24 protein-coding genes are annotated in these 26,276 nt (G+C 71.5%); 11 read left to right on the forward strand and 13 right to left on the reverse strand.

Going from position 1 to position 26,276, the window contains the following annotated elements; all coding sequences use genetic code 11:
• Position 1: 1 nt before the first annotated feature.
• Positions 2–3,298, reverse strand: coding sequence for a KAP family P-loop NTPase fold protein (locus QSK31_RS23695; RefSeq protein WP_285686489.1), 3,297 nt, complete (start codon positions 3,296–3,298; stop codon positions 2–4).
• A gap of 207 nt (positions 3,299–3,505) precedes the next feature.
• Here QSK31_RS23695 and QSK31_RS23700 point away from each other — a divergent pair, with 207 nt between their 5' ends.
• Positions 3,506–3,739 carry a hypothetical protein gene (locus QSK31_RS23700; protein WP_285686490.1) on the forward strand — a complete coding sequence of 78 codons (234 nt, stop codon included), beginning with the start codon at positions 3,506–3,508 and terminating at the stop codon, positions 3,737–3,739.
• Positions 3,740–3,844: 105 nt separating this feature from the next.
• Here QSK31_RS23700 and QSK31_RS23705 read toward each other — a convergent pair whose 3' ends face one another.
• From QSK31_RS23705 to QSK31_RS23720, 4 genes are read right to left on the reverse strand one after another with little or no spacing between them, the layout of a single operon-like run.
• Positions 3,845–4,648 carry an ABC transporter permease gene (locus QSK31_RS23705; protein WP_285686491.1) on the reverse strand — a complete coding sequence of 268 codons (804 nt, stop codon included), beginning with the start codon at positions 4,646–4,648 and terminating at the stop codon, positions 3,845–3,847.
• On the reverse strand, positions 4,648–5,517 hold the full coding sequence (locus tag QSK31_RS23710) for an ABC transporter permease (RefSeq protein ID WP_285686492.1): 870 nt from the start codon (positions 5,515–5,517) through the stop codon (positions 4,648–4,650). Before QSK31_RS23710 ends, QSK31_RS23705 begins: the two co-directional genes overlap by 1 nt.
• A 17-nt stretch (positions 5,518–5,534) precedes the next feature.
• A complete protein-coding gene (locus QSK31_RS23715; protein ID WP_285686493.1) occupies positions 5,535–6,716 on the reverse strand; it encodes an ABC transporter substrate-binding protein in 1,182 nt (393 codons plus the stop codon).
• 3 nt (positions 6,717–6,719) lie between these two features.
• Positions 6,720–7,733, reverse strand: a complete 1,014-nt coding sequence (locus QSK31_RS23720) for an ABC transporter ATP-binding protein (RefSeq protein WP_285686494.1) — start codon at positions 7,731–7,733, stop codon at positions 6,720–6,722.
• 62 nt (positions 7,734–7,795) lie between these two features.
• On the opposite strand from QSK31_RS23720, the gene QSK31_RS23725 reads away from it, so the two are divergent.
• From QSK31_RS23725 to QSK31_RS23740, 4 genes are all read left to right on the forward strand, one after another.
• Positions 7,796–8,122, forward strand: a complete 327-nt coding sequence (locus QSK31_RS23725; RefSeq protein ID WP_285686495.1) for an FCD domain-containing protein — start codon at positions 7,796–7,798, stop codon at positions 8,120–8,122.
• 48 nt (positions 8,123–8,170) lie between these two features.
• Complete coding sequence (locus tag QSK31_RS23730; RefSeq protein ID WP_285686496.1) at positions 8,171–8,713, forward strand: hypothetical protein; 543 nt, start codon at positions 8,171–8,173, stop codon at positions 8,711–8,713.
• Between the two features lie 2 nt (positions 8,714–8,715).
• On the forward strand, positions 8,716–9,192 hold the full coding sequence (locus QSK31_RS23735; RefSeq protein ID WP_285686497.1) for a hypothetical protein: 477 nt from the start codon (positions 8,716–8,718) through the stop codon (positions 9,190–9,192).
• 172 nt (positions 9,193–9,364) lie between these two features.
• Positions 9,365–10,675: an FAD-dependent oxidoreductase gene (locus tag QSK31_RS23740; RefSeq protein ID WP_285686498.1), complete on the forward strand. Its 1,311-nt coding sequence runs from the start codon at positions 9,365–9,367 to the stop codon at positions 10,673–10,675.
• Here the strand turns inward: QSK31_RS23740 and dhaK are convergent.
• The 6 genes from dhaK to QSK31_RS23770 are packed head-to-tail and all read right to left on the reverse strand — an operon-like array spanning position 10,672 to position 15,331.
• Positions 10,672–11,667, reverse strand: coding sequence for a dihydroxyacetone kinase subunit DhaK (gene dhaK, locus QSK31_RS23745; protein ID WP_285686499.1), 996 nt, complete (start codon positions 11,665–11,667; stop codon positions 10,672–10,674). The genes QSK31_RS23740 and dhaK overlap by 4 nt on opposite strands.
• Positions 11,664–12,281: a dihydroxyacetone kinase subunit DhaL gene (dhaL, locus tag QSK31_RS23750; protein WP_285686500.1), complete on the reverse strand. Its 618-nt coding sequence runs from the start codon at positions 12,279–12,281 to the stop codon at positions 11,664–11,666. The genes dhaK and dhaL overlap by 4 nt, the downstream gene beginning before the upstream one ends.
• Positions 12,278–13,030 (reverse strand): HAD-IA family hydrolase, encoded by a 753-nt coding sequence (locus tag QSK31_RS23755; RefSeq protein ID WP_285686501.1) that lies wholly within the window; start codon positions 13,028–13,030, stop codon positions 12,278–12,280. The genes dhaL and QSK31_RS23755 overlap by 4 nt, the downstream gene beginning before the upstream one ends.
• On the reverse strand, positions 13,027–13,887 hold the full coding sequence (locus tag QSK31_RS23760; RefSeq protein WP_285686502.1) for a class II fructose-bisphosphate aldolase: 861 nt from the start codon (positions 13,885–13,887) through the stop codon (positions 13,027–13,029). The genes QSK31_RS23755 and QSK31_RS23760 overlap by 4 nt, the downstream gene beginning before the upstream one ends.
• A 19-nt stretch (positions 13,888–13,906) precedes the next feature.
• The gene (locus QSK31_RS23765) at positions 13,907–14,608 is read right to left on the reverse strand and encodes a helix-turn-helix transcriptional regulator (RefSeq protein ID WP_285686503.1); all 702 of its coding nucleotides are present in this window, start codon (positions 14,606–14,608) and stop codon (positions 13,907–13,909) included.
• A gap of 24 nt (positions 14,609–14,632) precedes the next feature.
• Positions 14,633–15,331 (reverse strand): MBL fold metallo-hydrolase, encoded by a 699-nt coding sequence (locus QSK31_RS23770; RefSeq protein ID WP_285686504.1) that lies wholly within the window; start codon positions 15,329–15,331, stop codon positions 14,633–14,635.
• A gap of 22 nt (positions 15,332–15,353) precedes the next feature.
• On the opposite strand from QSK31_RS23770, the gene QSK31_RS23775 reads away from it, so the two are divergent.
• From QSK31_RS23775 to QSK31_RS23795, 5 genes are all read left to right on the forward strand, one after another.
• Positions 15,354–16,760 (forward strand): class I SAM-dependent methyltransferase, encoded by a 1,407-nt coding sequence (locus QSK31_RS23775; RefSeq protein ID WP_285686505.1) that lies wholly within the window; start codon positions 15,354–15,356, stop codon positions 16,758–16,760.
• 1,076 nt (positions 16,761–17,836) lie between these two features.
• The gene (locus QSK31_RS23780; protein ID WP_285686506.1) at positions 17,837–18,652 is read left to right on the forward strand and encodes an SAM-dependent methyltransferase; all 816 of its coding nucleotides are present in this window, start codon (positions 17,837–17,839) and stop codon (positions 18,650–18,652) included.
• A 112-nt stretch (positions 18,653–18,764) separates the two neighbouring features.
• On the forward strand, positions 18,765–19,142 hold the full coding sequence (locus QSK31_RS23785; RefSeq protein WP_285686507.1) for a hypothetical protein: 378 nt from the start codon (positions 18,765–18,767) through the stop codon (positions 19,140–19,142).
• A complete protein-coding gene (locus tag QSK31_RS23790; RefSeq protein ID WP_285686508.1) occupies positions 19,139–20,848 on the forward strand; it encodes a sensor histidine kinase in 1,710 nt (569 codons plus the stop codon). The genes QSK31_RS23785 and QSK31_RS23790 overlap by 4 nt, the downstream gene beginning before the upstream one ends.
• Entirely contained in the window at positions 20,838–21,506 is a 669-nt protein-coding gene (locus QSK31_RS23795) for a response regulator (RefSeq protein ID WP_285686509.1), read from the forward strand. The genes QSK31_RS23790 and QSK31_RS23795 overlap by 11 nt, the downstream gene beginning before the upstream one ends.
• 1 nt (position 21,507) lies before the next feature.
• On the opposite strand, the gene QSK31_RS23800 is transcribed toward QSK31_RS23795, so the two are convergent.
• Positions 21,508–22,134 carry an NADPH-dependent F420 reductase gene (locus tag QSK31_RS23800; protein WP_285686510.1) on the reverse strand — a complete coding sequence of 209 codons (627 nt, stop codon included), beginning with the start codon at positions 22,132–22,134 and terminating at the stop codon, positions 21,508–21,510.
• A 65-nt stretch (positions 22,135–22,199) separates the two neighbouring features.
• Here QSK31_RS23800 and QSK31_RS23805 point away from each other — a divergent pair, with 65 nt between their 5' ends.
• Complete coding sequence (locus tag QSK31_RS23805) at positions 22,200–22,577, forward strand: winged helix-turn-helix transcriptional regulator (RefSeq protein WP_285686511.1); 378 nt, start codon at positions 22,200–22,202, stop codon at positions 22,575–22,577.
• Here QSK31_RS23805 and QSK31_RS23810 read toward each other — a convergent pair.
• Positions 22,562–26,119, reverse strand: coding sequence for an nSTAND1 domain-containing NTPase (locus QSK31_RS23810; RefSeq protein WP_285686512.1), 3,558 nt, complete (start codon positions 26,117–26,119; stop codon positions 22,562–22,564). The genes QSK31_RS23805 and QSK31_RS23810 overlap by 16 nt on opposite strands.
• Positions 26,120–26,276 lie beyond the last annotated feature (157 nt).

Here is a 26,276-nt window from a genome sequence, read left to right on the forward strand (position 1 = left end):
CTCAGGTGAGGGCGACGAAGGAGAAGCGGGCCACCTCGGGTGCCCACTCGGCGAAGCGGTGGCTGGGCGCATTGCCGTAGCGCGGGTTCGCCTCCAGCCAGCGGCGGATCGGGTCGAGGCCCGGCTCCGGCACCTCGGCGAGCAAGGCGGCCATCGTGGCGTACGGTCGATCCGTACGCAGAGCCTTGATCAGCACCGCGGCAGCGGGCTGGCCGGTCACCACCGCGAGCAGGAACGCGACCACCTCGTGGTCGCCGATCCCGCCGCGGGCATGGTGGAACTCCGCCGGGTCCTTCGTCCGGGCCTTGAGGATCTGGTACGTGTTGACGAAACGTTTGACGGTGCGCGGTGTGCGGACCACCAGCGGCGCCACCGCGGACAGGGCGGCCGCCTCGTCGCCGGTCGTCTCCAGCAGCCGCGCCGGAAATCTGGTCCGTGTCATCCGGGCGGGGCGCCGCTGCGGTGCCTTCGAGGTCTCGACCGGCCGCACCGGAGCTGCGACAGCCGGCACGGCCGGGACAGGCGCGGACGGAGGCTCGGCGTAACTGCCGGTCAGGCCGGTGATCATCTGCCGGACCAGGCCCTCGGTGAGCGGTGTCAGCCGTACCGGAATCTGGATGATCTTCTCCAGGTAGTCGGCGGGTTCGGCCGAGCCGGAGTCGCCGAGCAACTGGTGGTAACGGATCTTCAGAGACTGTTCCAGCCAGCGGGTGTCGACGGCCAGCACCACCACGAACATCTCGAAGCTGAACAGCAGGTGCACCGCCTCGAGCACCTCGACCACCTTCTCGGCCGGGCAGCGGTCCAGGTCGTCGATGGCCAGTACGACCCGGCGCCGACCCTGCACGAAACCCTTGTCGATCCCCTGGAACAGCTTTCGGGTGCGGGTGACCAGGCTGAGCTGCTCGCGGTACTCGGTGACCTCGGCGGCCTGCCGCAGGACCATCTCGAGTGGGTCGGCCTCGGCCTGTTTCCGCAGCTCGGCCTGCTCGGCCTTGAGCCGTTCGGTGTTCGCCTCGGCCACGCGGACGCCCCGCTCGGCCTCCTCCCGCTCCGCCTCAGCCGCCCGCGCCAGCCGTCCGGCGGCCCGCAGGTCGAGGGCGCCGGCCGCGTTCCGACCGGCCGCGGCCGCCTGCACGGCCTGGTCGTGGGCGGACTTCACCTGCGCCACGACACCGGCCGCCGCGGCCAGCCCGGCCACGATGGCGGGCCACACGCCAACACCGGCGACGACGGTGACGACCACACCGGCCGCGACCACCGCGACGGCGCCCACGAGGGTGAGACGCTGCCGGGTGCGACGTGACTTCGCCGCCCGCTCGGCCCGGGCGGCATCCTCGAGCACCGACCGGCGGCGATCCTCCTCCGCCTCCGCGGCGCCGACCTGCTGTTCGGCCCGGGCCACGTGCGGCATCTCGTCGACCACGTCAGGCCGCGAGGTGATCCGGCGGAGAACCTGGTCGACCAGGCTGGCCCACAGGTTCGTCTCGGCGTAGTGCCAGGCGTTGAACTCGACCACCTGGACCTCGTTCAGGTAGCCCTCGACGCCGGCGAACTGGTCCAGCGCCCCGAGCAGCCGCCGCAGCACGAACGTCTTGCCGGAACCCCACTCGCCGAACAGGCCGATCGCCAGCGGCGGCCGGAGCTTCTCCGAGGCGATCAGCGCGGCGAGGGCCTGCGCGTCCCGTTCGGCTTCGAGCAGGTCGCCGCTGTCCCGGGAGTCCGGCTCGTACCCGGCGATGCTCTGCGCGACCGGCCGCGTCTTGCCCACCGGCCACACCGACACGGTCGACCCGCACGCGGTGGCCAGGAAGTGGCCGTCCCGGTTCGCCGCGAGCACGTCGATCGGCTCGTGTTCGTCGATGACCGCGATCGTTTCCCGGCCGGGCTCGGTGATGATGACGGCGCTGCCGTCCGACGCCGCGAGCGCTACGTGCCGCCCGACCGACATCAGGACACAGCGGCCGCGCGGCCGCGGCATTCGAGCGACGATCGCCGGGATTGTGCCGTCCGCGGACAGGTCATCGGTCAGCGTGCTGATGAGGACCGCCTCGTCGTCGACCTCGATCAACGCCCGGCGTCCCGAACCCTCGGCGGCGAGCACGGCGACGGCCCCGGGAACGAGCAACTCGACCGGCTGCGTCGAGCCCCACCACCGGGCCGCGCCGCTCTCCCCGATCAGCCATGCCGGAAACCCACCGGCCAGGAGCCCACTCCTCATGCCCGGGACGCGGCCCTCCACCGCGCCGGTGTCGACCCGGACGATGTCGGCGTCGTCGCCGTCGAAGCGGAGGGCGAGGATGCCGTCGCGGTCCCATCCGAGGTGGACGACCTCGCCGTCCACGCTGCCGACGCGGCGGGTCCTCCCGTCCGCGCCGACGTCGTACACCACGGTGCCGACGAGGGCCGCGATCCGGTCGACGCGCGGCCCGAACGCCAGAGCGGTGATCGGGCCGGACAGCTCCGCCGACCACTCGGCGGGCGCACCGAGCGCGCTGGCGAGCAGTGGCCGGTCCTCGGCGAGCCGCCGGCCCGCGTCGCTGAGCTGGTCCCAAGCAGAACCGGCACCCAGCCTGAGCACGTATCCGGATCTCAGCAGCAGCCAGTCGAGATCGTCATCCAGGGCGAGCCCCAGCACCAGGTGGTGCACGTCCAGCCGAGGCGCCGACCAGCGTTGCCGCACCACCGCGAGGTGGCCGTCGAGGTCACGGACCGGTCCCGCGTCGTCGAGATCGGGCAGTCCGTCGGCCGCCGCGATCACCGCCCCGGCGCGCAGCGGCCCGGCGTCGGCCAGCGTCGCCAGAAACGCGGTGAGCGCGCCGCTGTAGGGCCGGCTCTCCGGCGGACTCAGCCGGTCGGCGAGGTCGTCGGTCAGCACGTGCACCCGCAGCGTGGCATCCGGATCGGCAGTCTTGGCGAAACCGCTGGTCAGCACCCGGAACGACTCTTCCGGCTCGAGACCGCCGGCCCCGGTACCGAGCAGCGGCACCGCGACCACCGAGCCGGCCGTGGCGGCCTGCTTCCCGATCTCCTCCGCGGTCTGCGCCAGAACCCTGTCCTGATTGAGCCGCGACCTCGGCTCCGCGGCCATGGCGAACAGCAGAATCCGACCGTCCTGCGCGGTGACCGGCGCCAGGGAGCCCGGAACGTACTCGCGGACCTCCGGCGGCCGTACGCCGAGTGCCCAGACCCGGTCGCGCACACGCGCGGATATCGAGCCGTCGACACCGCACGGGACGACGAGCATCGGCGCGTCGCTGTCGAAAAGGTCCCCCACCACGATCTCGACCCGGCTCATCCGACCACCGTGACAGGTGAGCGGCCTTCCGACCAGGCTCCCGCGGCTGATCCGACATCCCCCGGGAGGCCACCATGGTGCGCCGCCCGACCGCCCCCACAGTGGACGTCCGCCGGGCGACCCCGCTCGGGCGTACCCTAAGACGACGATGAAGGCGCTCCGCTGGACGGAAGCTCCGTCAGCACGGGCAACGGGTTGGTCGCGCGCATGGCCTTCACCGGCCTGCCCACGGGCGCCGGGACGAAGATCCCGTACAACGTGAAGCTGGACGCCGAGGGCCGGGCCGCCGCGATCGTCTGGGAGATGCCGGCAGTGCCGGACTCCCCGGCCGGGGAATGGACCATGACCTTCGAGTACGGCAGCCCCGAGACGGCGGCGAAGCCATCCGCCAAGGAGCTCCGGCCGATCACCGACATCGTCTACACCCAGCTCAACACATGAGGGGCTCACCATGATGCGGCGGCCGTTCGCCGCTGCTCTCGCCGCCCTGCTCGGCTTCGCCACGGCCGCCTGTGGGACGGAGAAGCCAGCGGTCGCGCCGGCGCCCTAGACGCGGCCGCCGGAGGGGTCGCCGGCCAGGCGCTGGGCGATGTAGATCGGGACGATCGACAGCAGGACCAGGACCGTGGCGACCACGTTGACCACCGGGGCCTGGTTGGGGCGGAAGAGGTTGTCGAGGATCCAGATCGGCAGGGTCGTGGTGCCCTGACCGGCGGTGAAGCGGGTGACGATGATCTCGTCGAAGCTCAGCGCGAACGCCAGCAGGCCGCCCGCCAGCAGGGCCGAGCGCATGGCCGGGAAGGTCACCCGCCAGAACGTGGTGAAGCTGTCGGCGCCCAGGTCCATCGACGCCTCCTCGAGGTCGCCGCCCATCCGGCGGAGCCGGGCGATCACGTTGTTGAAGACCACCACGATGCAGAAGGTGGCGTGCGCGACCACCAGCGTCCACAGCGACAGCGGGACGCCGAGGACGGTGCGGAAGGCGTTGTTCAGCGCGATGCCGGTGACGATGCCGGGCAGGGCGATCGGCAGGATCACCAGCAGCGACACCGCGTCCCGGCCGAAGAATCTGTAGCGCTGCAACGACATCGCGGCCAGGGTGCCGAGGATCAGCGCGAGCACGGTGGCGAGCAGGCCGACCACGACCGACGTCCGCAGGGCGTCGAGCGCACCGGCGTTGTGTGCCGCCCGCGACCACCAGCCGAGCGTGAAGCCGGACGGCGGCCAGCCGAACGCGCGGTCGGCGTTCACCGAGTTGATCAGCACCACGATCAGCGGGACGTAGAGCACGGCCAGGACCACGCCGGTGGCGATCCGCAGCCCGACCCGCATGCCCTTGGTGAGGAACATCAGAGGTGCTCCAACGCGCCGGCGCGACGGGACAGGGACAAATACACGATCATGACGACCACGGGTACGAGTCCGACGGCGGCCGCCAAGGGCTGGTTGCTGGCGGCGCCGATGTTGTCGTAGACCAGGTTGCCGAGGAACTGCTTGGTGCCTCCGACGATCTCCACGGCCACGTAGTCGCCGAGGGTCAGCGAGAACGTGAAGATCGAACCGGCGACCACGGCCGGGAAGACCATCGGCAGGACCACGGTGCGCAGGATGCGCCCGGGCCGGGCCCCGAGGTCACCGGCCGCCTCCAGCAGCGAACCGGGCAGGCGGTCCAGGCCCGCGAAGATCGGCAGGACCATGTACGGGAACCAGAGGTACGCCAGCGTGCACACGGTGGCCGTCAGCCCGTACCCCGGCGAAGTGATGCCGAACGGCGCGCCCAGCCAGTCGATCAGGCCGCCGCCGCCGAACATGCTGCGCCACGCGTACGCCTTGACCAGGTAGGACGCCCACAACGGCAACAGGATGGCGGCCACCAGCAGCGGGCGCCAGCGTGGCGACGCCACCTTGGCCATGAAGAACGCCACCGGCAGGGCGAGCGCCGCGTCGATCAGGGTGACCAGCACGGCCACCCCGATCGTGCGGAACGTGACGGCTCGGTAGACCGGGTCGGTGAGCACGATCCGGATGTTGTCCAGCGTCCAGACGCGTTCGATCTGGCCGGTGAACGCGTTGGTGCTCCACAGTGCGGTGATCAGCAGCGCCGCCAGCGCCCCGATGTACGCCAGCCCGAGCCAGAGCAGCGGCGCGCTCAGCAGCAGCGCGAGCCGCGCCCGGGGCGTGCGGGTGAGCCAGCTCGAGAGGCGGGAGCGTGCTGACACCGTACGCATAGGAGGTCTCAGCCCTTGATCTCGGTCCAGGCCCGGGTCCATGCGGCGTAGTCGGTGCACCGGACATCCGTGCGGCCGTCGAGACATTGCGGGACCGGTGTGCTCCAGTACCAGATCTTCTCGGCGTAGCTCGCGTCGCCGGCGTGGTACGTCTCGCAGAACGACTTGTCGGCGGTCAGCGCGCACGCCTTCTGGTTGGCCGGCGCCTCACCGAAGTACTCGGCGACCTGCGCGTTGGCCTGCGGGCTGACGATCCAGTTGAGCCACTGGTAGGCGCAGTTCGGGTGCTTGCCCTTCGCCGCCACCATCCAGGTGTCCGACCAGCCGGTCGCGCCCTCCTCCGGCAGGATCGCCTCGACCGGCGCCTTCTCGGCCTTCGCCGTGTTCACGATGACCTGCCAGGTGGTGCCGATGACCGAGTTGCCGCTCTTGAAGGACTGCACCTCCTTGAGGTAGTCCGACCAGTACTCGCTGACGTTCGGCTTCTGCGTCTTGAGCAGGTCGACGGCCGCCCCGAGCTGCTTCTCGTCGAGCGCGTACGGATTCTTGATGCCCAGGTCCGGCTTGGTCTTCATCAGGAACAGCGCGGCGTCGGCGATGTAGATCGGCGAGTCGTACGCGGTGACCTTGCCCTGGTACTTGCCGGCGTCGGTGAAGACGGCCGCCCACGAGGTCGGCGCCGGTTTGACCACGTCGGTGCGGTACATCAGCAGGTTGGCGCCCCAGCCGTGCGGCACGCCGTACATCTGGCCGCCGACCGAGTTCCACGGCCGGTCCTTGAGGAACGCGGTGACGTCGCCGTAGTTGGGCACCAGGCCGGTGTTGACCGGTGCGACGTCACCGGCCGCGATGAGCCGCAGCGAGGCGTCGCCGGAGGCGGAGATGACGTCGTAGTCACCGGTCTTCATCAGCGTCACGGCCTCGTCCGAGGTGCCGAACGTCTTGATCGTCGCCTGGCAGCCGGTCTGCTTCTCGAACGGCGTGACCCAGTCGGTCTTCGGGTCGTTGGAGCCGTCCTCGGCGTACCCGGGCCAGGCCAGGATCGACACCGCGCCCTCGCCGGGGCCGAGCTTGTCGTGCATGGGCAGCTTGGGGGCGGTGAAGCCCTGGGAATTCTCAGTGGGGGATTCCGAGGTGGTGCCGCACGCGGTCAACATCGCGACGACGGCTATCGCCAGAATCTTGCGCATGACTCACTCCAGGGGGACGGCGTCTTCGGGGCGGATGGTGATCTGGACGCGGTCGCCGCGCTGCCGCACGCTGCCCGCGTTGGGCTCGCTGGCGGTGATGCGGTGGCCGGAGGAGAGGTCGATGAGGTATTTGGTGGTCGCGCCCAGGTAGACGACCTCGGCGATGGTTCCGGTTCTGTGTCGCTCGTCTCTGGCCGAGGCCTCGCCGGCCGGAGTAAGACGGATCCGTTCAGGACGGATCATGAAGGTCCCGCTTCGGCCGAGCACGCCCTCGGACGCGGAACGGTCGAGCACAGTGGACGTTCCGACGAAACCGGCCACGAACTCGGTCTGCGGCTGCTCGTAGACGGCCGTCGGGGTGCCGATCTGGGCGATCCGGCCGTGGTCGAAAACCGCGATCCGGTCACTCATCGTCAGCGCCTCCTCCTGGTCGTGGGTGACGAAGACGAAGGTGATGCCGGCGTCGCGCTGCAGCTGCTTGAGCTCGACCTGCATCTGCTGCCGCAGCTTGAGATCCAGCGCGCCGAGCGGTTCGTCGAGCAGCAGCACCCGCGGCTTGACGACCAGCGCGCGGGCCAGCGCGACCCGTTGCCGCTGCCCGCCGGAGAGCTGGGTGGGCCGCCGGTCGGCGAACGCCTCCATCCGCACGGAGGCCAGGGCCGCGGTGGCGAGCTCGCGTCGTTCGGTCCGGCCCTTTCCGCGTACGGCCAGGCCGTACTCGACGTTCTGCCGGACTGTGAGATGCGGGAAGAGCGCGTAGTCCTGGAACACAGTGGTCACGTCCCGCTGGAACGGGGCGGACCGGGTGACGTCGGCGCCGGCCAGCTCGACGGCGCCGGCGGTGGGCTGTTCGAACCCGGCGATCATCCGGAGCACGGTGGTCTTGCCGGACCCGGACGGGCCGAGCATCGCGAAGAACTCACCGTCGGCGATCTCCAGGTCGATGCCGTCCACGGCGGTGACCGGCCCGAACGACTTGCGCAGACCGGCGAGCCTGATCGCGGGAACAGTGTCCACGAGCGAAAACATATGGCTTCATATTTATTAATACAAGGTCGGTTCCGTTACGGGGAGGGACGATGCCGAGCCTGGCTCACCGTGCCTTCTTCGCGCCGATCACCCAGCCCGGGCGGGCCGAGGCACAGTTCCACCCGGAGGTCGCGGCGGCCACCCGGTCCGCCCGGATGACCCAGGAGGAACTGCGGCTGCAGGCCGAGTTCGGGCCACTGCTGTGGCTGTCGATGGCCACCGAGGACGGCCGGGAACGCTCCGAGGCCGACCACGCCGCCATCGTCGACGCGATCGAGGCCGGCGACGCCGCACGGGCCCGGCACTTGACAGCGGATCACGTCGGGCGTGCGATCGACTCGGTGGTCCGTGTCCGCCTGGAGTCCCGGACAGCCTGATCACCGGCACCCGGCCGAGGCTCGCGCGGCCTTGCCACACTCGACGGCGTGCGATGGTACCGAGAACCCCTCGCCACGCTGCTCTACCTCATCGGCGGCGCGGCCCTTCTCGTCGTCGGGGGCCTGGTCACCACGCTGATCGACAAGTGCCTGCGGCGGCTGCCGCCCGGGCGGACGGCGTGCCTGCTCGGGCAGCACCGGCGGGCCGGCCGATACCCGGGCGCCGGCTCCTGCACCTATGAGACCTCGTGCACGGTCTGCGGCCGAGTGCTGCGAACCGCCGTGATCCACGAGCACGACGAGAGCGGCGAGAAGAACGCCGGCTGCGTCCGGATGGACGTCTGCCGCCGCTGCGGCGATCGGAGGCCGACGGTCGTGCACCGGGTCCACATCAAGCTCGGCGAGGATCTGACCGACGAGGAACGCGCCAAACTCCCGTCGTGGCGGACCGTCACCCCGTGCGGTCACATCGAGATCTGCGACGACTGCGGCAACCACGACGTCGGCTTGTCGGAGACCCACGACCCGCCGTACCCGAAATTCGGCGACCCGTGCCGCCGGTGCGGCCACTGGGACGACGACGGCGACTGACCATGGGAATCGGGCAACTGCTGAGGCGTCGCCGGCACACCGGCAGGCCGTGGCCGCGCGGCTTCCGACGGCTGTGCCGCCGGGTCGGTCACACGTCCGTGCCGCGGATCCGCATCGGCGCGCGTCCCGGCCCCGGCCCGGTCTTCGAGGCGAGCTCGCATCCCTGTCGTTTCGTCATCCGGTGCACGACGTGCGGCGAGACCGCGGACAGCGGCGAACGGCACGATCCCGGTCCGCGGACCAGGGCCGGCGACCCGTGCGTGCTGGTCGCGATCTGCCGGCGGTGCGGCCACGAGGACCGGCTGATCCGGCACCGGATCCGTACGGTGATCGGCGTGGACCACCCGTGTGACGCGGAGGAGGTCTGCGACGATTGCGATCACCGCAGACTCCTCCCCGGCCGGGAGCACGACCCCGACCCGGACGACTGGCGCGGCGCCTGCCGCCGCTGCGGCGACTGGGACGACATCGGCGATTAGTCGTGTTTCAAAACCCGGCCAGGCGCGCTTTGAAACACGACTTAGATGTTCAACGGCGTCGCGGACCCGCGGTTCACCGGGACGGAAGAGTTCGTATTCGCCGCACAGAGGACGATGAGCGTACGACTCTTCTGCTGGTTTCGTCCGGTAGGTGCGCGTTAGCTTCGGCCGCATGTGGACACCGAGTAACGGGCGGGCCGTGGTTGTCGGCGCCTCGCTGGCAGGGCTGCTCGCCGCCCGGGCGCTGCACGAGTCGTTCGAAGAGGTCGTCGTGCTCGACCGCGACGTGCTGCCGCAGCGCCCGGAGACGCGGCGCGGCGTGCCGCAGAGCGGCCAGGTGCACGGGCTGCTCGCGCGCGGCCGGCAGGAGATGGACAAGCTGTTCGAGGGGCTCAGCCCGGAGCTGATCGGCCTGAGCGCGCCGACCTGCGACGTGCAGGACGAGATGGAGTGGTGGGTCGACGGCCGGCCGCTGGCCCAGGGACAGTCCGGGATGATCGGGCTGGGAGTCAGCCGGCCGCTGCTCGAGTTCGCGATCCGCCGGCGGGTGGCCGCGCTGCCCAACGTGCGGATCCGGCCCGACCATGCGGTGACCGACCTGGTGACGACGCCGACCGGCGACCGGGTCACCGGCGTCCTGGCGACCGCCGGCGGCGAGCAGATCAGGATCGACGACGTCGACCTCGTGGTGGACGCCGGCGGCCGCGGCTCACGGGCGCGGCACTGGCTGACGCGGCTCGGCTACCCGGAGGTCGAGGAGCAGCGGATCGAGACCCAGCTGACGTACGTGAGCCGTCTCTACCGCCGCGAGCCGCATCACCTCGACGGCCGGTACGGCACGGCCATCGCCGCGTACCCGGGCAAGCTGCGGGGCGGCTTCGTCCTGGCTCAGGAGAACGACACCTGGATCGCCAGCGTGAGCGGCTGGTTCGGCGCCGTCCCGCCGACCGACGACGCGGGCATGATCGAGTGGGCGGAGCAGCTGGACAGCCCGGACGTCGCGACGATCATGCGGACCGCTACCCCGATCGGCGAACCGATGAAGATGCGCTACCCGGCCAGCACCCGGTTCCGGTACGACCGGCTCGACCGCTTCCCGGCCGGCTTCCTGGTCGCCGGCGACGCCATGTGCTCGTTCAACCCGATCTACGGGCAGGGCATGACGGTGGCCGCGCTGGAGGCGAGCATCCTGGCCCGCCTGCTCAAGGACGGCGCCGACGACCTGGCCGCCCGGTTCTTCGCCGAGGCGGCCGCGGTCATCGACGTGCCGTGGACCACGGTCATGGCCAACGACCTGCGCTTCCCGGACGCGATCGGCGACCGGTCCATGCTCGACCCGGAGCGCGGCGCCTTCCTGCTCCGCCTGCGTACGGCCGCGGCCGACGACCCGGCGCTGGCCGCCGCGTTCCTCCGGGTCACCCAGCTCATCGACCCGCCGGCGACCCTGTTCGCGCCGGAGATCGCCGGCCGCGTCCCGGCCTAGAAGACCCTGACGGCGGCCTCGGCCGGCGCCTCCAGCAGCCCTTCGATCTCGTCGTCCAGGCGGACCAGGGTGATCGAGGCGCCGGCCATGTCGAGCGAGGTGCAGTACTCGTTGACGTAGCTGCGCCCCACCGTGATGCCCTGCTCGGCGAGCCGCCGGTGGGCGTGCCGGAACAGGATGTACAGCTCGCTGATCGGGGTGCCGCCCAGCCCGTTGACCATCAGGGCCACCCGGTCGCCGGACGCGTACGGCAGGTCGGGCACCACCGCGCCGAGCAGGTCGTCGACGATCTGGTCGGCCGACGCCAGCGCCCGCCGTTCGCGTCCGGGCTCGCCGTGGATGCCCACCCCGAACTCCATCTCGTCGGCGCCGAGCTCGAACAGCGGCGAGCCCTTGGCCGGCGGGGTGCACGCGGTCAGCGCCACGCCCATCGTGCGCGTGACGTCGTTGACCTTGTTGCCGATCCGCAGCAGCTCGTCCAGGTCGGCGCCCTGTTCGGAGGCGGCACCGACCGCCTTGATGACGAAGAAGTTGCCGGCCACCCCGCGGCGCCCGACGGTCCACGTGGAGTCCTGCACCGCCACGTCGTCGTTGATGGTGAGGATCTCGCAGCGCACGCCGTCCGCCTCCGCCATCTCCTTACCCATGTCGAATGCCATCCGGTCGCCGGTGTAGTTGTTCACCAGCAGCAGGACGCCCTTGTCGGAGGCGAGCAGCTTGGCGGTCTCGTACACGTAGTCCATGGGTGGCGCGGCGAACACGTCTCCGGGACAGGCGGCGTCGAGCATGCCTTTGCCGACGGCCATCACGTGCGCCGGCTCGTGCCCGGAGCCGGACCCCTGCACGATCGACACCTTGTCGGCGCGTGGTGCGTCCGTACGCATGATCAGGTTGTAGGCGGGCACGTAGGTGAGGGTGTCCGGGTTGGCGAGGGCGACGCCCTCCAGCATCTCGGGTACGAAACTCTTGGGATCGTTGACGAACTTCTTCACGACGCCGCTCCTTGCTTCTGCCAGGTCTCGCTGATGCGTTCGGCGAGGACCGCCACCGCTGTGGCGCCGGCGTCGACCGAACCCCTGCTCCGCTCGCCGGTGTACGACGCGCGTCCCCGCTTGGCGACCATGTCGCTGGTCGCGTCCGCCGCTTCCCGGGCCGCCACCGCGGCGGCCCGCATCGCCTGCTCCGCGCTCGCGCCGTCGCCGAGTTCCGACTCCAGGCGGTCCGTCAGAGGCACAAGCGCGTCCAGCAACGTCTTGTCACCGACGTCGGACTGCCCGCGTGCCTTGATGCCCTCGATCGCCGCCCTCAGCCTCGCGACCGCGTCCCCGCCGGAGGCTCCGGCCCGCATGAACGCGGTGCCCCACAGCGGCCCCGACGTTCCGCCGATCCGCGAGGCGATGACCATCCCGGTCCGCTTCAGGAACGTCCCGGTGTCGCTGCGGTCCAGGTCGTCCCAGCCGTCGAGGAGCTTCTCGAAGCCGCGGGCCAGCGAGTATCCGAAGTCGCCGTCGCCGACCACGGAGTCCAGGTCGCCGAAGTACTTCTCGTTCTCGATGGCGGTCTCGGCGATGGTCCGGACCACCCATTCCGTACGCGTCAAACTCATCGCCCCTCCAGAAGAGCGCGCAGATCGTCCAGCGTGAGGTAGTCGCCCGGGGTCGCCGCGCCGCGGTTCGCCAGCACCTCGATCGGCGGGCGGCCGGGTTCGCCCAGTTCCGACACCACCAGGGCGGCCTCGGTGAAGTCCTCGCCGCGGGTGTAGTCGTTGACCGTGACCAGGCAGCGCAGCCCGGCGCCGGTCGCGGCCAGGAGCCCGTTGCGGGAGTCCTCGACCACCAGGGTCTCCTCGGTCTTCAGGCCGAGCCGCTCGACGGCCAGCCGGTAGATCGCGGGGTCGGGCTTCTTGGCCGGCACGACGTCGCCGGCGAAGACCGGAATCCGCTCGGAGACGGCGTTGGCCAGCACGGCGCGCACCGACTCCTCGGCCGACGTCGACGCGACCGCCACCGTCCAGCCCGCGTCGAGGGCGGCGTGGATGATCCGCGCGACGCCCGGCCGCGGTGGGACGCGGCCTTCGGCCACGAGCTCCTTGAACGCCACGGTCTTGGCGCGGTGCCAGGTCACCAGCAGTTGGGTACGGTCGGCGTCACCGACCGCCGCGGCGAACGCGGGATCGTCGAACAGGCTGGCCATGCGTTCCTTGCCGCCGCCGATGGCGAGCTTCTCGCCGTACGCCTGCTCGCTCCAGTGGGCCGGCAGGCCGAACCGTTCGAAGGTCGCGTTGAAGGCCGGCAGATGGCCGTGCCGCTCGGTGTCGGCGAGCACCCCGTCGCAGTCGAAGATCAGGGCGGTCACCAGGCACGCCCCGAGCCGCCGAAGAGCCGGATGTGCCGCCGCGCCATCTCCATCACGGCCGCCCTCTGGTGCCGGAACAGCGACGGCGGATCCCACTTCTTCCGCTCCTCGGCCTCCTTCAGGAAGGCGAGGCCCGCCTGCATGAAGCTCTCCTTCAGCGCCGTCGAGATGTTCACCTTGGCGCAGCCCCGGGCGATCAGGTCGGTGAACTGCTCGTCGGACAGGCCGGTGCCGCCGTGCAGCGCCATCGGCACACCGGTCGCGGCGACCAGGTCGCTGACCCGTTGCGCGTTCAGCGTCGGCGCCTGCCGGTACTGGCCGTGTGCGTTGCCGATGGCCGGCGCGAAGCAGTCCACCCCGGTGTTCTTGATGAAGTCCACCGCCACCTCGAGCGACTGGATCGTCGACGCCTCGTCCGAACCGAGGTCGTCCTCGACGCCCTGGATCCCCTCGATCTCGCCCTCGACATGCGCTCCGGTACGCCGGGCCTCCGCCACCACCTCGGTGGTCTGCCGCAGGTTCTCGGCGACGTCCAGCTCATGCGCGTCGAACAGCACCGAGTTCCAGCCGCCGGCCAGGCAGCCGGAGATGACCGCGCGGTCCGGGCAGTGATCGAGGTGCAGGGTGACCGGCACGTCCACGCCGGCGGTCAGGGCGGTGACGATGTCGTGCAGTTGCTTGCGGCCGTACTGACGAACGGTTTTGACCGAGGTCTGCAGGATCACCGGCGCGCGTTCCTCGACGGCCGCGGCCAGCACCGCCTCGATGCTGAGATCGTTGACGACGTTGAACGCGGCGACCCCGTACCGGTCGGCGAGCGCGCGGTCCAGGATCTCCTTCAGCGGCACGACGGGCATGCGCCCAGTCAAGCCATGGTCACCTGAACACGGTATGGGGTGAATCCCCCATGGTCGCGACGACGGCGGCCGTCCGGTTGGAGGTCCCGGTCTTCCGCAGGATCGCGCCGACGTGCTTCTCCACGGTCTTCGGTGACAGGCTCAGCCGGGTCGCGATCTCGCGGTAGGTGAGGCCGTGCCGCATCAGCTCGAGCACGTCGGCCTGGCGTTCGGTGAACCCGTTCCTGGGCTCTTTCGCGGCGCTCGGCACGGCGCCGCGGCTGCGGACGATCGCCGCGGCCGCCGTCTGGGTCAGCGTCTCCAGGTCGTCGAGGTCCTGGCGGGAGAACGATCCGGTACGCGGCGCGAACGTCACGCTGACCGCGATCACATCGCCACGCCACCAGATCGGCACCGCGGCGGCCGGGCCGCGCCGCGCCGGATCGGTGCCCGCGAGGTGACCGGCACGCAGCTGGCCGTACTCCGGGATGAGCACCGGCCGGCGGCTGCCGAACGCCCGCCCGGTCGCGCCCTCGTCGAGCGGGAACGAGTCGCCGAGCCGGCAGAACAGGCCATGCTCGGCGGCCTTCACGTAGCGGCCCGCGGCGGCGTCGATCAGCGAGACACTGCCCGCCGCCGACCCGGCGAGGCGAGAGGTGTGCCGCAGCAGCCGGCCCAGCACAGGCGCCAGCCGCAGGTCGCCGTAGACGTCGGCGACAGCGTCAGCAAGCCGGAAACACACCCCTTGAACATAGGTACCGCCTGGTCAGGACGGAAGGGACGCGGCCAGCTTCTTGAGCGCGTCCACCGCGCCGCTGGTCAACGGGTCGCCGTGGCCGGGCAGGATCTGTTTGATGTCGAGGGCGGCCAGCTTCTTGATCGAGGCGGCCGCCTGCTTCCCGTCCGCGGTGTACTGCGGGTCGCTGCCGGCCAGCCCGTCGGTCGTCCGCAGGGCGTCACCGGCGACCAGCACACCGTTGGCCGGGTCGAAGACCGACACGTGCCCGGCGGTGTGCCCCGGCGTACCGATGATCCGCAGGCCGAACACCTCGTCGCCGTCCTTGACCGGGGTCAGCGCCGTCTCCGACCGGATGCCGGACACGTCGGCCTCGCCCGCGTACCAGGTGGCGGAGACGTGGGGCTGCACACCGGCCAGCCCACCGGCGTGATCGTCGTGCTTGTGGGTGAGGATCACGTGCTTGACGTTGTCCCACCCGGCTCCGGCCGCCTTCAGGCCCTGCTCGATCGCGCTCTCGGAGCCCGGGGTGCCCAGGTCGACGATCGCCACCTCACTCCCCCGGACCAGCAGGTATGCCGACACGAACGAGAGGTTGACGCGCTGCCATTCTGTTCCGGCAGAGCTGGCGGGCGTTTTCGGCTTTTCAGGCGTCTCGGCGGAGCAGGCGGAAAGAACCGTCACGCCGAGGACTCCGGCACTCGCGCTGAAGAGCAGTCTGCGTCGCATGTTCCATCTTTATCATTGACCGGTGATCCTTTTCCCTGGCCGGCACCACCTGCTCACCCGCTTCCAGGCCGAGCACCTGACGAAGCTGGGCGGGACCGTGGTGTGGGCGGTCACCTCGGCCAACCACGAGAACACGAAGCGCAACCCGGTGCCGTACCACCGGCGCGAGGCGGCGATCGAACGGTTCAGCGTGCAGACCGGCCTGCGTTCGGTGGTCGTCCCGATCTTCGACACCGCGCCGACCGACCGGTTCGCCTCGGTGACGGTGAAGAGCATCGCGGTGGCGACCGGGCTGGATCTCACGCCGGACAACACCGTGGTGGCCTGCTCGACACCCGCGGTGGCCGCCCTGTACCGGGAGCTCGGCTTCGAGATCGACGAGGTGGAGGCGGCGTACGACCCGGCGCCGGAACGGCCGTGGGACGTGCTGCTGCGGCTGGCCGCGGGCGACCCGGCCTGGCGTGAGCTGACCCATCCGGCCACGATCGACGTGTACGAGCGTTACCGCCTCGACGAGACGGTGCGCACCGTGGTGAACGACCCGGTGGTCGGCGACGAGGGCGGTCTCACGGCCACCCGCGACTACCGCACGTACGCCGAGGCCTTCGCCGACGCGGCACAGCGCAAATGGGCGCTGGTCAGCGAGCACGTGCGCCCCGGCCGCATCGTCGACATCGGCTGCGGGGCCGGCGCGGTCCTGGAGATGGCCGACCGCGAGCCGGCGCTGCGCGAGAGCGACCTGATCGGTGTGGAGGTCGCCCGGCACCTGTTCGACGAGTGCGTCCACAAGAAGTCGCAGGGCGTCTTCCGGAACGAGAACGTCTACTTCTACCGCCGCAACGTGCTGGGCGGCGCCGTCTTCGAGCCGCGGTCGATCGACACCACGCTGACGTTCGCGCTGACCCACGAAATCTGGTCCTACGGTTCGCAGGCGGCGTCGATCCGCGCGTTCGTGCAGGCCATCTACGACCACACCGCACCCGGCGGGGTGTGGATCAACAGCGACGTCTGCGGTCCCGACAACAAGGACGCCACGGTCCGGCTGCGCCTCTTCGACCCCGAGACCCGCGCCCTTTTCGACCGTTTCGTCGTCGACTACAAGTTCCCGTTCACCCACACCACCGACGGCGACGACACGGTCATCCTCCGCCTGGCCGACGCGATGGACTTCCTGACCCGCAAGGACTACCAGGACAACTGGCTGTCCGAGACGCAGGAGCAGTTCTGCGGCCTGGAGTTCGCCGACTGGAAGCAACTGCTCACCGACGTGGGCTTCGAGATCGACCCGGCGAGCCGCACGATCCGCAACGACTGGATCGTCGACAACCGCCTCGCGCCCGTGTCCGCCCTGGCCGGCCTCGACGGCGAACCCCTGGACTGGCCGGTCACGCACGTCTTCTTCGTCGCCCGGCGCCCGCTGAACACATGACCGTCCTGCTGCCTTTCCGCGATGCGTGAGGTTTCGCCGGGGTGCCAGGCGGCCGGGTGTGGGTCTCGCCGGCCGGCCGGGTTCCTGCTCACCGTCGCTGCCGCCACTCACGCCGGGCGTGGGGTCGAGCCCGGATGCCAGGCCCCCGGCTGCCTACTCAGTGTCGCTGCCGCCACTCACGGTGGTAGCCGGGCACGGTGGTAGCCGGGCACGAAAGTGGTAGACGGGCACGAAAGTGGTAGACGGGCACGAAAGTGGTAGCCCAGAGCGGCATCTCGGACGCCGCCGGCCAGCCCACCCGTCCCACTCTCTCGCCCGTGGTAGGACCGAGCGCCATCCCGCCCAGGCTGACCGCCCTGAGCTACCACGCGCGCGGATGGTGGTGGCTCAGCGCGGTATTTCGGGCCGAATACCGCCAAGGGCTACCACCCTCGCCCGGTCCTACCAGTCGCGCTGGGATCTACCACTGCGTGTCCGGCAGCAGCCGCAAGCGGCGGCAGCGACAGCGAGTAGGCACCCCCACCGCCTGGCAACCAGGCCCGATCCCACCCCCACCGCAAGCGGCGGCAGCAACAGCAAGTAGGCACCCCCACCGCCTGGCAACCAGGCCCGATCCCACCCCCACCGCAAGCGGCGGCAGCAACAGCAAGTAGGCACCCCCACCGCCTGGCAACCAGGCCCGATCCCACCCCCAACGCAAGCGGCGGCAGCAAGGACAACACCAGAAGAGGCCGGCCGTGCGAGCCCCGACCAGACCATCACCGCGAAAGATCTCTCAATCAGGGCGACCACGACCTCGTCGTCCTCGGTTTCGCCGGTCGGGCGGAAGCCGGCCCGCTCGTACAACCGGGCGGCCGCCGTGTTGTCCGGGTGATAGGACAGCCTGATCTGCCGGGCATCGCGCCGTCCACTCAACGACTCGATGATCGCCTGCGGGGCCGGGGTGGAGTGTCACACCCGCCGTCAGATCGGACGTCGAGGGAGGCAACGAGATCCGGTGGGAACAGCGCCGCATCATCCACCATGGACTGACACGGGCGACGAATGTGAACCGGACGATGTAGCATCTACCGGTCATGGGCGACCGCGACGTTCCACCCGGAATCGACACCAGCCGGATGCATCCGGCGCGGCGGTATGACTACCTGCTCGGTGGCAAGGACAACTTCGAGGCCGACCGGGCGAACGCCGAGATGCTCACCAAGATCTTTCCGGCGGCTCGGGTCGCGGCGGTGGAAAATCGCAGGTTCCTGCGCCGCGCGGTCGCCACGCTGGCCCGCGGCGCCGGTGTCCGGCAGTTCCTGGACATCGGCGCCGGCCTGCCCACCAGCCCCAACGTGCACGAGATCGCGCAGGATGCCGCGCCCGAGTCGCGGGTGGTCTACGTGGACAACGACCCGATGGTCCTGGCCCACGCCCGCGCCCTGCTGACCAGCTCCGACGCGGGCGCCACCGCCTATGTGGACGCCGACCTGCGCGACCCCGACAAGATCCTCAACGGCAAAGATCTCTGGGGTACGCTCGACCGCTCCCGCCCCGTGGCCCTGCTGCTGGTGGCCATCATGCACTTCATCACCGACGACATGGATCCGTACGGCATCGTCGCGCGCTACGTCGAGGCCATGCCCCCGGGCAGCTACCTGGTCATGTCGAACGGCACGCTGGACGCCCTGCCGCCGGAGCGGGCCGCCGAGCTGCGCGCCGCGTTCGCCCGCAGCGGCGAGCCGGCCGCGCCGCGCACCCGTGCCGAGTTCGCCAGGTTCTTCGACGGCCTCGACCTGCTGCCGCCGGGCATCGTCCCGGTCTCGCAGTGGCGGCCCGAGGACGACGGCGAGGACCGGGCGGTCCCGGCCGACGCGGCCGTCTACGGAGCTGTGGCCCGCCTGCCCTGATGGCGGCACTTTCGTACCATCGGTCAACCACGAAGATCGATCGCCGGGCTGTCGGAACGCGGCCGCTTTCTCGCGAGTCTGGACGCACCTGCCAGCAACGAGGAGACAGCAGATGCGCAAGGTTCTTCCGATCGTCCTGGGCGTGGGCGTTGTCCTGTGCGGCGCCGGCGGCTGGTTCGCCTACCGCGCCTACGACCTGGGCACCGACATCGCCGAGTCGTCGATCACCCAGGCCGAGTTCGACACGCAGCAGCTCGGCGGGGCGGAGACCACCGTCCGGGACGCGCTGCCGGTGCCGCTGAAGGACATCGACGAGCGCGACCTCTACGGCACGAACGACCCCACCGAGCAGGGCAAACCCGCCGGCGCCTCGTGTGTCTACTACATGGTCAAGCCGCTGACCGAGGGCAAGGGCCGGCCGATGTTCCGGTTCTGTTTCGCCGGCGGCAAGCTCACCGAGAAGAAGCAGATCAGGGTCGTCGGGGAATGAGGATCGCCGGGGCCGGGCGGGGGCGTCTCGCGTACGAGGTCGGGCTGGCCGTCGCGCTGTCCGGTGTCACGGCCGGTCTGACGCTGGCCGTGGGCGATCCGCCGCCGGTGGCGGTGGCCGGGCTCGCCGTCCTCGACCTGGCGCTGGTCGGTCTGCGACACCGGTTCCCGGCGACCGTGCTGATCGTCGCGTCCGTCGCGGGCACCCTGCTCGGCGGCATCGACTTCCTGCTCCTGTTCGGGCTCGCGTTCGCCGCCGGGTACCGGATCAGCGGTGTGTGGCGGCTGACCGGTGCGCTGGCCGCGGCGCTGGCCGGGCAGGTCGGCGCCGGGTGGGTCAAGGCGGGGATGATCAACCTGCCGCTGGTCCTGCTGGCGGCCGGCATGTTCGTCGCGGTGATTCTGTTCCCGGCGACCCTCGCCCGGATGTCCGCGCAGCGCAGGCGGATCCTCACGCTCATGCACGAGCGGACGCTGCAGCTCAGCGAGCAGCAGCGGATCGTCGCCGAGCAGGCCCGCGTGCGGGAGGCGAACCGGATCGCCCGGGAGATGCACGACTCGCTCGGTCACCGGCTGACGCTCATCTCGCTCTACGCGGGTGCGCTGCGGTCGGCGCCGGAGAAGGCCGAGGAGACGGTCCGGCTGCTGCACGCGGCCTCGACGGCGGCGATGGACGAACTCGGCCACATCGTCACGATCCTGCGCGAGGAGGCGCCCGGCGACGAGCCCCGGCAGCGTGCCACGCTCGCCGACGTCGACGACCTGGTCGCCCACGCGCGGTCGGCCGGCGCCAAGGCCGAACTCGTCCGCGCCGGCGAACCGGTCGAGGTGCCCGCGATGATCGATCAGGCCGCGTACCGGACGCTGCAGGAAGGCCTCACCAACGCGCTGCGGCACGCTCGCGGTGGTGCCATCCGGGCCGCCGTCCGGTACGAGGAGGACGCCCTGATCGTCGAGGTGGTCAACGGTCCCGGCCGTCCCCACGACGGCGTCTCCGGAGGTCAGGGCCTGTACGGGCTGGCCGAGCGGGTCCGGCTCGCCGGCGGCGTCCTCTATCACGGTGCCGAGCCCGGCGGCGGGTTCCGGCTCGCCGCCACGCTTCCCCTGACCGGCAACGCCCCGCGAACGTCGACCGCCAACGCCCCGCGAACGTCGACCGGCAACGCCCCGCGAACGTCGACCGCCAACGCCCCGCGAACGTCGACCGCCAACGCGCCGCGAACGTCAATCGCCAACGCCGCACGGGCGTCGACCGGCAACGCCGCGCCGACGATGACCGGCAGCGCCGCGCGCACCTCCGAGCCGCGTGACGCCGGGCCGGTTCCGCCGGACGACTTCGGCGAGGATCTGCGGCGGGTCGACCGGCGGCGTCGCGCCTGGACGATCGGCGTCGGGCTGGGTGCGGCGCTGGTGCTGGCGCTGTGCGTCGGCGGCGTGTGGCTGGCCGTCGTGCAGGGCACGGTCAGCCGGAAGACCTACAACGAGCTGCGCGTCGGGGACCGTGCTCCGGGCGTACGCGAAAAACTGCCGGACCGAACCGCCGAGCTGGACCCGGCCAAGGTCGAACCGCCGGCATCGCCCGGCGCCGACTGTGTGGCCTACCGCGCCTCACCCACGCTGCGGGGCGACGCGGCCGACAAGGGTTACCGGTTCTGTTTCCAAGGCGACACCCTGATCTCGAAGGAGGCCCTCGACGATGTCGGCTGACCCGCGCCCGCTGCGCGTCCTGATCGCCGACGACGACGCGCTCACCCGCGGCGGCATCCGGCTCATCCTCGGCGGCATCCCCGGCATCGAGGTGGTGGCCGAGGCCGGCACCGGCGTGCAGGCGCGTGACCTGGCGATCCGCCACCGCCCGGACGTCGTGCTGCTGGACATCCGGATGCCGGTGCTGGACGGCCTGGCCGCCCTCCGGGAGATCGGCCGCGGCTCGTCGGCCGCGGTGCTGATGCTGACCACGTTCGGCGCGGAGGACTACATCGACGAGGCGCTGGCGTCCGGGGCGGCGGGTTTCGTCCTGAAGAGCTCGGCCGCCGACGAGTTGGAGCCGGCGCTGCGGGCGGCGGCGGCCGGCGAGATGTACCTGTCGCCACCGGCCACCCGCCGGGCGGTGACCGAACTCCGGCGCCTGCTCCCCACCCCGCCCGGCGAGGACGTGACCGCCCGCCTGGCCCAGCTCAGCGACCGCGAACGCGACGTGCTGAAGCTGCTGGCCCAGGGGCTGTCCAACGCCGCGATCAGCGAACGCCTGGTCATCTCCGAGAGCACGGTCAAGACCCACGTCAGCCGGGTGCTGCAGAAGCTGGCCTGCGAGAACAGGGTGCAGGCGGCGCTGCTGGCCCACCGCACCGGCCTCCTGGACTGAGCTACGCGGTCGGCACGGCGGGGACGGCCTGCTGCGGGTCGACGCCGGCGAAGGCGAGCGCGATGACGAAACCGGCGACCTCCTCCAGCTGCCGGGCCCGGTTCAGGCCGCCGATCACGGCCGGGACGCCTCCGAGGTCGCGGACGAGCGAGCCGACGATCGTCAGCGCTCGCGGGTCGTCGCCGCACATCGCGACCGTGACCGGTGACGACGCGGGGGCCGTCCACCGCGTCGAGGGGAACAGGTGCAGCGCCTTGACCACGTGGGCGCCGGGGGCGAGGTCCGCGACCTGATCCGCGACCGCGCGTCCGGGCTCCGTCCGCAGCACGCCGACGCCGTGCTCGACCGCGTTCGTCGGATCGATGAGCGGTCTGCCGGCGAGCGACCCGGTGGGCGCGCCGGCCGCCTCGAGGATGTCGGCGATGCCCTCCCAGCTCACGGAGAGCAGGACGGCGTCGGCGTCCCCGGCGACCTCGGGCAGTGGCCGGGCTCGCGCCCCGGACGCCTTGGCCGCGACCTCCGCGCGTTCGGGCGAGCGGCCGCCGATGCTGATGTCATGTCCGGCGCGGGTCCACCCGGTGGCGAGCGCCGTGGCGAAGGTTCCGGTGCCGAGGATTCCGATACGCATGTCGTCGACCCTAGGAAGTCCGACGCACACCACCCGGTGCGCATCGGCCGTGGCACGATGACCGCATGTCTCGCGATTCGGACGGCGACTGCCAGAGTTTCGTGGCGGACTGCCGGCTGCGGATGGGCACGGAGCTGTTCGCGCACGTGTGGGATCCGGTGGTTCTGGCCGCGCTGACGTCCGGCCCGCAACGGCGCCGCGCGCTCCGGGCGAGCATCGGCGGCATCAGCGACAAGGCACTCACCGAGGCGCTCCACCGGCTCGTCTCCAACGGCCTGGCCGAACGGAGGTCTTACGCCGAGGCGCCTCCACGCGTCGACTACACGCTGACATCCCTCGGCCGGACCTTCGCCGACGGGCCGATGCGCGCCCTCGCCGACTGGATCATCCGCCACGGCGACGCGCTTTTCGAGGCACAGGAACGACCTCAGGAGGTCAGGTAGTTTTTCCTCTCGTCGGCGGTGAGGTCGCGGGTGGTGAGGCGCTCGGCGAGTTCCTCGATGCGGTCGATCGGGGCGCACACGTCGCAGCGGGACAGGCGCACCGTGCCGTCGTCGTGGACGGTGGTGTAGCCGTCCGGTCCGAGGGCGACGCCCTCCACGGGACTGCCGAAGCCGCGCAGGACGGTCGCGGTCGACGGCTGGTCGAGGCGCCAGATGCGCATGCCGCCGTCGGCGCCGCTGCTGGCCAGCATCCGGCCGTCGGGGCTGTAGGACAGGCCCCACACGCTGCCCCGGTGGCCGCGCAGCACGACCGGCGGCCGGGCGCCGGTCACGTCCCGGATAATGATCTTGCCGTCGCTGCCGCCGCTGGCCAGGTACCGGCCGTCGGGGCTGAAGACGACCCGCCACACCAGGCCGCCCTCGTGGCCGCGCAGGACGGTGGCGGGAGCGTCGCCGGTCACGTCCCAGATCCGTACGGTGCTGTCACGGCCCGCGGCGGCGACGTGGCGGCCGTCGGAGGAGGCGGCCACCGACCGCGTCGAGCCGGCGGGTCCGGGCAGGACGGTGGACTTGCGCGTGGTCGCGTCCCACACCCGGACCTGGCCGTCGTCGCCGACGCTGACCACCCGGCCGTCGGGCAGGAAGGCCACGTCGAAGGCGCTGTCGTCGCTCAGGGCGAGCGTCCGGCCGGTGGCGATGTCCCAGACCTGGAGACGGTCACCCCCGGCCGCCACCCGGGCGCCGTCGGGGCTCATCGCCACGCCCTGGATCGCGCCGATCTCACCCTTAAAAACCTGCGCCTCGCCGCCGGCGACCGGCCAGATGCGCACCGTGCCGTCGTCGCCGCCGGTGACCACCTTCCGCCCGTCCGGGGCGAGCACGGTCGTCCACACCGCGCCGGCGTGGCCGCGCCGCAGGTGCGCGTCGCCCGGATAGGTGGCGTCCCAGACCCGCATGGTGCCGTCGCCGCTGCCGCTGAGCAGGTGCCGCCCGTCGGGGCTGAAGGTGACGCTCCAGACCGGCCCGTCGTGCCCGGGCAGCAGCAGCGGGTCGGTGTCACTGTCGGTGTTGAACACCCGGATCGTGCCGTCACTGCCGCCGGCGGCGACCCGGTCACCGGTCGGGTTGATCGAGACCGTCTCGACCGTGCCGCCGTTCTGCCCGCGCAGCACCACCGGGGATCCGGACCGGCCGATCGGCCACACCCGGGCGGTGCCGTCGATGCTGCCGGTGACCAGGGTGCGGCCGTCCCGGCTGAACGCCATGCTCTCCACCGAACCGGTGTGGCCGCGCAGCTCCCGCGGTTTCCCGGTGCCCGCCGCGTTCCAGACGCGGACCAGCCCGTCACCGCCGCCGGCGGCCAGGAAGCGCCCGTCGGCGCTGTACGCGACGCCGATCTGCCACCCGCCACCCTTGGCCACGCCCCCGCTCATCGGAAGCACGGCCCGCTCGGCGCCGGTCGCCGGATCCCAGATGTGCACCGCGTCGTCGTCGCCGGTGCTCGCCAGGCTGCGTCCGTCGGGGCTGAACGCCACAGTCCACACGCGAGCGTCGTGCCCGCTCAGGATCCGTGGCTTGTCGCTCCCGTAGACGTCCCACACCGTGACCGTGCCGTCGATGCCGGCGGCGGCGAGCATGCGCCCGTCCGCGCTGAACGCCGGGCTCCACACCTCGCCCTTGTGCCCGCGGAGCACGCGCGGCGGTCCCATCGCGGCGCCGTCGGCGCCCTGTCGCCACACCTGGACGGTGCCGTTGTCGTGGCTGGTCGCAATCGCCTTGCCGGTGCCGTCGTAGCTCACCCCGAAGACCTGGCCCTGCCCGGAGGCGGCCATGGCCCGGACCCGGGAGTCGGCGGCGGCTTGGCGCAGGGCGCTCTCGGCGGCGGGCGTACTCCGGATCGTCATCGCCCGGCGGGCCAGCAGCAGCGACAGGTCGGGTTTGAGCGACAGCTGCTCGCGGGCGTCCGCGGCGAGCTGGTTGGCATAGGCGACGTCGCGCTCCCCGGCCGCCCGCCGGGCCTGCACCGCGCTGACCACGCCGAGCGCGGTGACCACGACGACCGCCGCGCTGAGCAGCGACACCGTCCGCCGGGTACGCCGCCGCGCCACGTTCAGCTCACGCTGCTCGCGGTGCCGTCCGGCCGCGAGGAAGGCCAGCTCGGCCGGGTTGAGGTGGTCGGACGGCCGGCCGTCCCAGGGCGCCAGCCGCTTCCCGCGGTAGAGGAACGCCTCGTCGCGGCCGTGCTGCTCCCATTCGCCGGTGGCCTCGGTCAGCCGGCGGTGCTCACGGAGCAGCTCGCGGTCGGCGGTCAGCCAGCCGCGCAGCCGCGGCCAGGACCGGATCAGCGCCTCGTGGGCGACCGTCACCGTGTCGTGGTCGTAGGTGATCAGGCGGGCGGCGGTGAGGCCGGCGAGCACGTCGCGGGCCTCGGGTCCGTCCGGCAGCTCGGCCTGGGCGACCCGCCGGCGGGTGTCCTCGGTGCCGTCGCCGAGGGCGGTCAGCCGTAGGAAGACCTGCTCGGCGAGCTTCTGCTTCGCACCGTCCAATCTGGCGTACGCGCGTTCGGCGGTTTGCGCGATCGCATCCGCCACACCGCCGGCCGCCCGGTAACCGTCCAGGGTGAGAGTGCTGCCCTGTTTGCGGTGCCACGTCTCCAGCAGGGCGTGCGAGACCAGCGGCAGCGCTCCCGCCTGACCGGCCGCGTCGGTCACGATCGCCTCGACCAGCGCCGGTTCCGCCTTGCAGCCGGCCTGCTGCGCCGGTCCGGTGATCACGGCCCGCAGGTCGGTGTCGCTCATCGGGCCGACCAGCAGCTGCCGGTCACGCAACGCGGCGACCAGCCGGGCGTGCGAGGCGCAGTGGGCGTAGAAGTCGGCCCGCACGCCGAGGACGAGCCGGGCCGGGCCGGCGAGGTCCAGCAGGGAGTCGATGAACCGCGTGCGCTCGTCCTCGTCGCGGCACAGCGTGAAGACCTCCTCGAACTGGTCCACGACCAGGAGGACGTCGTCCGGCTCCGCCGGTAGCGCGGCGGCGAGCTCCTTCAGCGGCTCGGCGCCCGGGGTGAACACGACGCTCGGCCCCTCCCAGGCCGGCACCAGCCCGGCCCGGAGCAGCGACGACTTGCCGCTGCCGGAGGCGCCGAAGACCGCGAGCAGAGGCGCCTCGGCCATCCGCGCGACGAGCTCGGCGGTCAGGTCCGCGCGCCCGAAGAACCGGTCGGCGTCGGCGGCCTCGAAGGTGGACAGTCCCTGGTAGGGCGACTCCCCGGACACCGGGATGTCGTCGGGGGTGAGCTCCTTCCAGCGTCGCTGCCACTCCTCGACGTCACCGTCGCAGCCGCGGACGTACGCCAGGGTCACCGCCAGCGTCGGCATCTCGCGCCCACCCGCCGCCTCGGCCAGCATCGACGCCGAGTAGTGCACCTTCGCGGCGAGCGATCGATAGGTCGGCCGCCCGGCCGCCTCGCGCAGCTGCCGCAGTTCCCATGCGAAACGCTGCAGTGGCCCCTCGGCCGGATCGACCGGACGTTCCTTGCGCCCCATCACACCCCCATGTGTCGGCGACATTGTCCGGCATTGATCGATACATCGTCGACAGCGGCCGGACAGCCGCCCCGAGCTGCCCACTCACCGTCACTGCCGCCGCTCGCGCGTGACGCGGGGCGAGCCGGGCTGCCAGGCGCCCACCGAGTCCCTGCCG

This window comes from Actinoplanes sp. NBRC 103695 (assembly GCF_030269485.1).
Lineage (GTDB): Bacteria > Actinomycetota > Actinomycetes > Mycobacteriales > Micromonosporaceae > Actinoplanes.

Coding starts and splice junctions, on each gene's coding strand:
- QSK31_RS23795 (WP_285686509.1), top strand. CDS start 20,838: ATGTCGGCTGACCCGCGCCCGCTGCGCGTCCTGATCGCCGACGACGAC.
- QSK31_RS23805 (WP_285686511.1), top strand. CDS start 22,200: ATGTCTCGCGATTCGGACGGCGACTGCCAGAGTTTCGTGGCGGACTGC.
- QSK31_RS23785 (WP_285686507.1), top strand. CDS start 18,765: ATGCGCAAGGTTCTTCCGATCGTCCTGGGCGTGGGCGTTGTCCTGTGC.
- QSK31_RS23770 (WP_285686504.1), bottom strand. CDS start 15,331: ATGCGACGCAGACTGCTCTTCAGCGCGAGTGCCGGAGTCCTCGGCGTG.
- QSK31_RS23760 (WP_285686502.1), bottom strand. CDS start 13,887: ATGCCCGTCGTGCCGCTGAAGGAGATCCTGGACCGCGCGCTCGCCGAC.
- QSK31_RS23725 (WP_285686495.1), top strand. CDS start 7,796: ATGCCGAGCCTGGCTCACCGTGCCTTCTTCGCGCCGATCACCCAGCCC.
- QSK31_RS23735 (WP_285686497.1), top strand. CDS start 8,716: ATGGGAATCGGGCAACTGCTGAGGCGTCGCCGGCACACCGGCAGGCCG.
- QSK31_RS23715 (WP_285686493.1), bottom strand. CDS start 6,716: ATGCGCAAGATTCTGGCGATAGCCGTCGTCGCGATGTTGACCGCGTGC.
- dhaL (WP_285686500.1), bottom strand. CDS start 12,281: ATGAGTTTGACGCGTACGGAATGGGTGGTCCGGACCATCGCCGAGACC.
- QSK31_RS23800 (WP_285686510.1), bottom strand. CDS start 22,134: ATGCGTATCGGAATCCTCGGCACCGGAACCTTCGCCACGGCGCTCGCC.
- QSK31_RS23740 (WP_285686498.1), top strand. CDS start 9,365: ATGTGGACACCGAGTAACGGGCGGGCCGTGGTTGTCGGCGCCTCGCTG.
- QSK31_RS23780 (WP_285686506.1), top strand. CDS start 17,837: ATGGGCGACCGCGACGTTCCACCCGGAATCGACACCAGCCGGATGCAT.
- QSK31_RS23790 (WP_285686508.1), top strand. CDS start 19,139: ATGAGGATCGCCGGGGCCGGGCGGGGGCGTCTCGCGTACGAGGTCGGG.
- QSK31_RS23695 (WP_285686489.1), bottom strand. CDS start 3,298: ATGAGCCGGGTCGAGATCGTGGTGGGGGACCTTTTCGACAGCGACGCG.
- QSK31_RS23810 (WP_285686512.1), bottom strand. CDS start 26,119: ATGGGGCGCAAGGAACGTCCGGTCGATCCGGCCGAGGGGCCACTGCAG.
- QSK31_RS23700 (WP_285686490.1), top strand. CDS start 3,506: ATGGCCTTCACCGGCCTGCCCACGGGCGCCGGGACGAAGATCCCGTAC.
- QSK31_RS23705 (WP_285686491.1), bottom strand. CDS start 4,648: ATGTTCCTCACCAAGGGCATGCGGGTCGGGCTGCGGATCGCCACCGGC.